The sequence below is a fragment of the Flavobacterium sp. genome (assembly GCF_029242675.1).
Lineage (GTDB): Bacteria > Bacteroidota > Bacteroidia > Flavobacteriales > Flavobacteriaceae > Flavobacterium.
In genome coordinates this window covers 1-7,876 of record NZ_JAQWTM010000179.1, presented here as the reverse complement: position 1 = coordinate 7,876, position 7,876 = coordinate 1, and the positions used below count along the sequence as shown (strand labels likewise).

Genomic DNA, 7,876 nt, shown 5'->3' with positions numbered 1-7,876 from the left:
TTTTCTATTGCAATTTAGGTTCTTAAATACTCTATTTAATCCTCAATCGTGATGGTTTGTGAATCGGAGTTATCTAATGTTTGAATCATTAAACTAGCAACTTAACTAATGTAAACAGACTATTTATGTGCATCTTTATTAAAAACAAAACTCTGAATCGTATTTAGAGCGTTGAATGTAAAATGAGGATTCATTTGGCTCAATAAGGTTTCAAGTTTTGCTTTAGCAATTCGATTTTCCGTTTCGGCTTTTTGAACTGCTCGTTTTTTTATTCGTAAAATTATAAGCACAGTACCTAAAACCATTAGTGCTCCCACTAAACCATAAAACCATCTTGCTTTCCAGAAAGGCGGTTGAATTCTGATTTTCAAAATATTAAAACGCGATGTTTTTCCCGCATTCAAATCTAAAACTTCAATTTCTAAATGATAAGTGTCATTGGGCAAATAGGACAAATAAACAAAAGGCTTTTCAGAGTACGGACTCCAACGATTTGTCTTTTTTAAGCGGTATCTGAATTTTAATTTATTGGGAAATAAATGTCCTTTTGGTACAAAATCTACAGCAATAGTGTTGTGCTGGTAATCGCAAACCAATTCGTTAGAATTGTATGTAAACCAACGATAATTGTTTGGACTAATTGGTATTGAATTGATAGCTATTGCTCGAATTTCTATACTTGAAACGGTATTTTTATTAGCTGTAATTTTGTTCAAATTAATGGTGTAAAATCCTTTCTTGGTTCCCAAGTATAATTGCTCGTTGGAAATATAGGAACTAGTAATTGCAGCATCTTCTAATCCTTGTTCTTTATCGAATAATTGGGTAATTCCGTTTTGGTAGATATTTATTCCTTTTTCAGTTCCAATTAAAATGAAATCTTTATAACTCTCAAGAAAAGTTATAGTATTCCCTATAATCTGATTTTTTGAAATGGTTCGGAGTATCCGAAATGAATTGGAAGCATCAATTACTGCAATAGCACCAAATTCTGAAGCGATAATTAGATTGCCTTTTTTGTTTTTGGTGATGAATTTTAGTTTGCTTTCTTTCCAGATATTTGCTTTTAGGAGCGATTGGAATTTCTGATTCTGATGCACAAATAATCCTTGGAACACCGAAATCAAATAGGTTTTGTCATTTGAATTTAAAATACCTACAACATCCAAAGGAGTATTTGTATCATATTCTGAAAAGTGTTTGGCTTTTAAATGATGCACATCATCATATACCCGAACACCTGCATAAGGAATGGTTTCTATGAATTTATTATCGCTTGTAAAACCAATTTTATAACTGTGAATAGGGATATAATTTATGATTTCACCCTCAAAATTCATTTCGAAAACTCCTATATTGCTAGAAATCCAAAGCGATTTTTGATGTTTTAGTATTTCATAAAACTCGATTTCTTGCGCTGCGATATTGTATTTTAGTTCATAAAATCCATCAGCGTGCGAAGGTAATTTTTGTCTTGAATTGTTAATGTATGCAACTTCAAATTTTTTAAAATCAAATGCTGTGATCGTCTTTGAGATGGAATTTTTAGCATCTAGAAACGAAATTCCATCTTGATGAAGTATAATTTTTTTACTGTCTAAAGTTTCAAAATCTACAACTGCTTTATCATTAAGTGAATTATAATCGATAGTTTCATCTAATTGAACTACATAAATACCTTTGTCTTTTGACCCAACGTAAAGAATGTTTTTTTTAGTGTTGCAAACAACACTCAGCAAATTTTTAGAATCTATCCCGTATTCCTCTGAAATATTTTGTAATTGGTTATTTTTTACTTGAAACAAACCTCCGCTTAAATCATAAATGCCCCAAGCTGCGGCATAAATCGTATTTTTATTATCTTTAGTAAAATCCCAAACAGTAGTTTTTCCAAAAGTTTGTATTTTTGTTTTCTGAGCAATGATATCTTCAATTTTATAATAATTAAGAAATCCTTTATTTGCACTGAAAAGGATATTATTATAAAATCCTAAACTCATAACGTTACGATAATCTAAAACAGACTCAATTTTTGGTGTTCTAGTATTAGTTGAGATTTTAAACAATCCTTCATTACAAGTTGAGAAATAAATTTGATTATTGTAAACAAAAAAGTCTGTCACGATAAATACGCCAAAGTGAGGATTTATTCCCTTTGGAGTGATAATTCGATTTGTTTTGATGTCGATAATAGCAACTCCAAGTTCGGTACCGACATACATTTTTCCTTCATAGGATAAAAGTTTTCGGACTCGATCGGCTGGTAAACCATTATTTTTATTGTAAAAAGTAAATTTTGTACCATTAAATGAGTAAACACCTCCGCCATAGCTGGCAAACCACATGTTACCGTTTTCATCTTGTGAAATGTCCCAACAGCTTTTGTTTGCAATTGTTTCCGGAAGAGGTAAATTGGTAAATGATCCATTCTCTAATTTTGAAACACCATTTTCAGTACCGATCCATAAATCAGTATTTTTGTCTAAATATAGTGATCGTATTGCGTTGTTTGGCAAACCATCAGCAGTTGTGTAGTTTTTGCAGGGTTTCATTTGGCTCCAGATACAACTACAAAAAAGGAATAGAAGATAAAATGGATATTTAACTCTCAAGCGCATGCATTAAGCTAGTTTTAGTGTAAAATTTTTCTGAAACCTTAATTTGGTAATCGTTTTTCATTACTAAAACAAACTTTTTACTATCAAGAGATTTTATAAAATTCTTATTTATTATTGCGCTAGCACTTACCTTTAGAAAGGTATGATGTGGAAGTAATTGAAATAAAGTACTCAAAGATTTTGAGACAGTTATAGACTCATTTTTCAGCATGATTTTGCATTTACCATCGCCATTACTTGTTTCACAATACCGGATTTCTGAAATTTCGGCTACTGTAAAACCATCATTATTTGGAAAAACAATCGATTTCTTATCGCTTTTTAAATTATTTTTTAAAATTTCTATTCGATTAATGCTGTCCGATAACAGAATCTTGTCTTCAAAACGTTCGATAATTGCTTTAATATTTAATGGATTTATGGGTTTCATTAAATAATTTAAAGCGCTAATCTCAATCGCTTTTGTAAATTGGTTGGCATGACCTGTTACAAAAACAATTTCAAAATTTATTTCGGCAAAATGATTAATTAATTCGAAACCATTTTTTTTAGGCATATCAATGTCTAAAAAAACTAAATCAGGTTTGCTCTTCTCAATTGAAATAATTGCTGTATCGACAGAATTACATAAATCCACAATTTGTAATTTGTTTTCACCGTAGACTTCGCAAAAAGTTTGTATTAACTCTCTTGATTTTTGATCATCATCAACAATGATAGCTTTAATTAGCATGGATAGAAAGATTTATGTTTTTGAGCATTAAAATAAAGTTGAAATGTATGATTTTTTGTTCAAAAATACAAAAGCGCATTATTTGATTTAGTCTTATGATATAAAAGTTTAGAACTATGTGTTAAAATAGGGCATAAAAAAACGCTAACTGTTAAGCTAGCGTTTGCGTTTTCTATTATTCATATAGTTCTCAATGGCCTCCCGAGTTGTAAGCCAATTGCGCCCTTCTTTATAGGCATCAATTTTACCGGTTCTTGCAAGTAAGCTGATGTACTCCTGACCGTAAGGCATATTGGGTTCTTGAACTAAATTTGAAATTTCAATATAATCCTTATCGTTATCAGGTAGTGCATTCAAATAGATATTTAAAGTACGTTCTAATGATTGACACATCAACAACGTTAACTTTTGATAATTACCTCCATTCGCTTGATTTAAAGCTTCGTAATATTTTTTACGATCATTTTTTAAGATAATCGCTGGCGGAAAACCGGAGCGCACTAAAATTAAATTCATAGCTAGCCGAACCGTACGTCCATTACCATCAAAGAAAGGGTGAATCCAAACCAATTTATGATGGAAAACGGCTGCAAGCTCGATATCATTGAGCCCTAATGGATTCGCTGTGATAAAATCAATCAATTCATCTAGTAAATCAGCTACTTTATTAGCGTTAGGCGGTGTAAAATTAGCTCCTGTAATGCGTACTCCTCCGTTGCGGATACGACCCGCAAAATCATCTTCGATAGAACGCAAGACTAAACCGTGCAACGAAAGGATATCGATGCTCCGTAAGCGATAATCTTCACTAACAATGTTGTATAAATAATCGATGGCTTTGTCGTGGTTGTGCGTTTCAAAATGTTCTCTCAGGGACTTGCCTTTTACAGTTATGCCTTCTTGAATTACCATTTGAGTTTCACGTAGACTTAATGTATTGCCTTCGATACTGTTAGAATTGTAGGTCCACTCAATAGAAAGGCTTTCTCTAATTTTATTTATTGCAATAGCAGGTAATGGCCTACTAGTATGTAGTACTTGCTTTTTTTCGTACAAACGATCAAAGGTTGCTTGAAATTCTTCTCTGTATTTTAAATCTATGTTCCACATAGCCACAAAGATACGATTATTATCGGATAGCTCTCTATTTTTATCTATCCGATATTAATTATTCAATAATCATTGATTTTAGTTTAGAACGGTACGCCTCTAATGCTACTGATTTTGAAATAAAACCAAAATATTTTTCGTCTTTTATAACGGGCAAAAAGGCCATTTTAGATCGTTCAAATTTGTTCATAACCGTCTCCATACTATTAAACGGATAGATAACTTCGGCAGGAATAGCCATAATGTCTTTTACCAATGTATATTTTACACGGTAAGTATTAAAAATGATTTCACGAATGTTGTTAAAGTGCACAATTCCAAGTAAATGCTGCTCTTTATCAACAACTGCAAAAATTACTTGATTGGAGTGTGAGATCAAATCAACCAATTTTTCTAAATTTTCATCAGGAGTAACGGTTAAATAATCGGTTTGTATTATGGAATTGGTATCCAGAGTCGAAAGTACATTTGTGTCTTTATTACTAGTAAAAGCATGTCCTTTTTGTGCCAAATCTTTAACGTCCATCGAGTGCTTTTCAAATCGTTTAGATATGGCAAAACTAATCGAGGAAACGATCATCAGTGGTAACATCAAACTGTAGCCTCCGGTTATCTCAGCGATTAAGAAAATAGCTGTCAACGGTGCGTGAAATAAGCCGCTTAGTATTCCGGCCATTCCCACCATGGTAAAATTGCTTACTGGAAGTTGTGTTAGACCGGTAAAATTTATCGCTTTTGAAAATAGAAACCCTACATAAGACCCTAAAAATAGGGAAGGAGCAAAATTTCCTCCGTTTCCACCTGATCCTAGTGTAATTGCTGTGGCAAAGACTTTAAGCATCATAGTGAGACCTACAAATGCAAGAAGTACCCAAGTATTATCTCTGAATTTACTAAATAAAGTGTTTTCTAGAATCTCTCCCGGATTTTTATCAGCAAGTACTTTTATACTTTCGTATCCTTCTCCAAATAGCGTTGGAAATACAAAAATTAGTACCGCTAAGATACTCGCACCTAAAAGTGCTTTTTTATACGGATTCAGTTTTAGTCTTTGAAAAAAATGTTCTGTTCTTCTGAAATTTCTAGTGTAGTAGATTGAAATAAAACCAGTTGCCACACCTAATAAAACATAAAAAGGAATTTTATGGTAATCAAATTCTTGCTGTTGTTTGAAATTTAGTAAAATCGTTTCGTCAAGTGCAATTACGGATACCAATGCGCCCGTTGCAGCAGCGATCATGATGGGCGTAAATGCAGAAATACTAACATCTACCAATAAAAATTCAATGGCAAACAATACTCCTGCTATTGGAGCATTAAATGCAGCTGCTATTCCAGCAGCCACGCCACAACCTATTAAAAGAGTTCGGTCTTTATAACTGAGTTTGTATTTTTGAGCATAATTGGATCCAAATGCAGCACCAGTTACCACAATAGGGCTTTCTAAACCTGCTGATCCTCCTAAGCCTACTGTAAGGGAACTTGTAAATATTTGGGCATACATTTGTTTCTTCGGAATGATGCTGGCTTTTTTAGCTACAGCGTACAAAATTTGTGGTGTTCCTTTTTCAATAGATCCTCCAAGAAAGCGTTTCACCACAAACACAGTTAGTAATAGTCCCGCAATTGGCAAGATACTATTGATAAAACTTAATTTTAAAATTCCGTTGATGTAGGTTGCAAACGAAAAAACCCAGTGCGCAAATGTTTTTAAAACAATAACGGCAAATGCTGAAGTAATACCAACTAAAACACTGGATAAGAATATGAATTGCTTTTCTGTCAGTATTGATTGAGACCAAGCAATGATAGCTTCTAGTTTAGAAAGATATTTTTTGAACATTTTTTTTGTTTGAATAGGCTAAATTACTACTATTTTAAGGAGGATAAAAATTTTGGCTAGGTTCTTTTTTTGTCTTTTCAATTTTAACCTTACTGCTTCAAAGTGAACTTTTCGGTTTGAAAAAAGCAATACTAATTGGCAGAAATAGTGTTAAAATCCTGCCGCTGTATCATCTCCTCTGAAATCAGCTCCACCTTCTAGTTTTTTATTTGGGAGTACCAAAATAGCATCAACCTTACCAATTACAGGCGTATTTTTTTCGTTAATGAGATAGTTTTTACTTTTTAATTTCGAAAGTGTGGCCGAGCTAAAAGCATTAGGTTCGAAGGTAATTAAATCAGGTAACCACTGGTGATGAAAACGAGGAGCATTCACCGCTTCTTGCATACTCAAATTGAATTCATGAACATTCAAAATCGTTTGTAAAACAGAGGTAATAATGGTGGAACCGCCGGGTGATCCAACAACCATATACAATGCACCACTTTTTTCAACAATAGTAGGTGTCATTGAACTCAACATTCTTTTGCCGGGAGCGATACTATTGGCTTCATTACCTACAAGTCCAAACATATTGGGAACTCCAGGTTTAGCGCTAAAATCATCCATTTCGTTATTGAGCATGAAGCCCAATTCGTCACAATAGTATTTAGATCCATAACCTGCATTTAATGTGGTTGTTGCTGAGACGGCATTACCAAATTGATCAACAATAGAATAGTGCGTTGTTTCCATACTTTCCATGTCGTTGATTGTTCCCGCTTTCACATCCAATGAAAGAGTAGCTTTATTAAAATCGAATGTCGCCATACGGTTTTTTAAATAAGTGTCATCCATTAATTGTTTGATTGGCATTTTTACAAAATCAGGGTCGCCAAGGTGAAAATTACGGTCGGCATACGCTCTTCTCTCCGCTTCAACAATAATTTGGATGGCCTCAGGGGAGTTATGACCCATTTTAGCCAGATCATAAGGAGCAATCATTTTAAGAATTTGCGCTAAAGTGATTCCGCCACTACTAGGAGGTGGCATAGAAATAATTTTTAAATCTTTGTAATTAAACGTTAGTGCTGTTCTCCATTTGGCCTCGTAATGTGCCAGATCTTCTAGCGTAATAATACCGCCTTTACTTTGCAGGTAGTTGACTAGTTTTTTAGCTGTTTCTCCTTTGTAAAATTCGTCACGACCGTTTTTAGCGATTCGTTTTAATGTCGCAGCTAAAGCAGGATATTTGATGTATTCATTTTCTTTGTATTCCTTTGATAGCACAGAATTAGGTCCGTTGTATTTAACCAAAACTTCGTGGTACTCGTGTAATCGTTCCTGTTGTTTCTTCGTTACAATTACTCCTTTTTCTGCTAATGCAATTACGGGTTCTAAAATTTCGGTAATAGGCAACGATCCTAGTTTTTCATGGACTGCAAAAATTCCTGCGATGGTTCCTGGCACTCCAATTGCTAGAGCGGTCTCGGTGCTTTTTCCGGGAATTACATTTCCTTTAGCATCTAAAAACATATCTTTTGATGCGGCCAATGGTGCTTTTTCACGGTAATCTAATGTACCTACTTCACC

At 33.7% G+C, this 7,876-nt stretch carries 5 protein-coding genes; all 5 read right to left on the bottom strand.

Going from position 1 to position 7,876, the window contains the following annotated elements; genetic code table 11:
* Nucleotides 1–119: 119 nt before the first annotated feature.
* Nucleotides 120–2,552 carry a two-component regulator propeller domain-containing protein gene (locus tag P8M54_RS06950; protein WP_300286603.1) on the bottom strand — a complete coding sequence of 811 codons (2,433 nt, stop codon included), beginning with the start codon at nt 2,550–2,552 and terminating at the stop codon, nt 120–122.
* Nucleotides 2,553–2,601: 49 nt separating this feature from the next.
* Entirely contained in the window at nt 2,602–3,351 is a 750-nt protein-coding gene (locus P8M54_RS06945) for a LytTR family DNA-binding domain-containing protein (protein ID WP_300286601.1), read from the bottom strand.
* 156 nt (nt 3,352–3,507) lie between these two features.
* Nucleotides 3,508–4,461 carry a Fic family protein gene (locus tag P8M54_RS06940; protein ID WP_300286599.1) on the bottom strand — a complete coding sequence of 318 codons (954 nt, stop codon included), beginning with the start codon at nt 4,459–4,461 and terminating at the stop codon, nt 3,508–3,510.
* Nucleotides 4,462–4,519: 58 nt separating this feature from the next.
* Entirely contained in the window at nt 4,520–6,304 is a 1,785-nt protein-coding gene (locus P8M54_RS06935; RefSeq protein ID WP_300286597.1) for a chloride channel protein, read from the bottom strand.
* A 150-nt stretch (nt 6,305–6,454) separates the two neighbouring features.
* Nucleotides 6,455–7,876 (bottom strand): gamma-glutamyltransferase (gene ggt / locus P8M54_RS06930; RefSeq protein ID WP_300286595.1); only part of this gene is annotated, 1,422 nt, incomplete at its 5' end.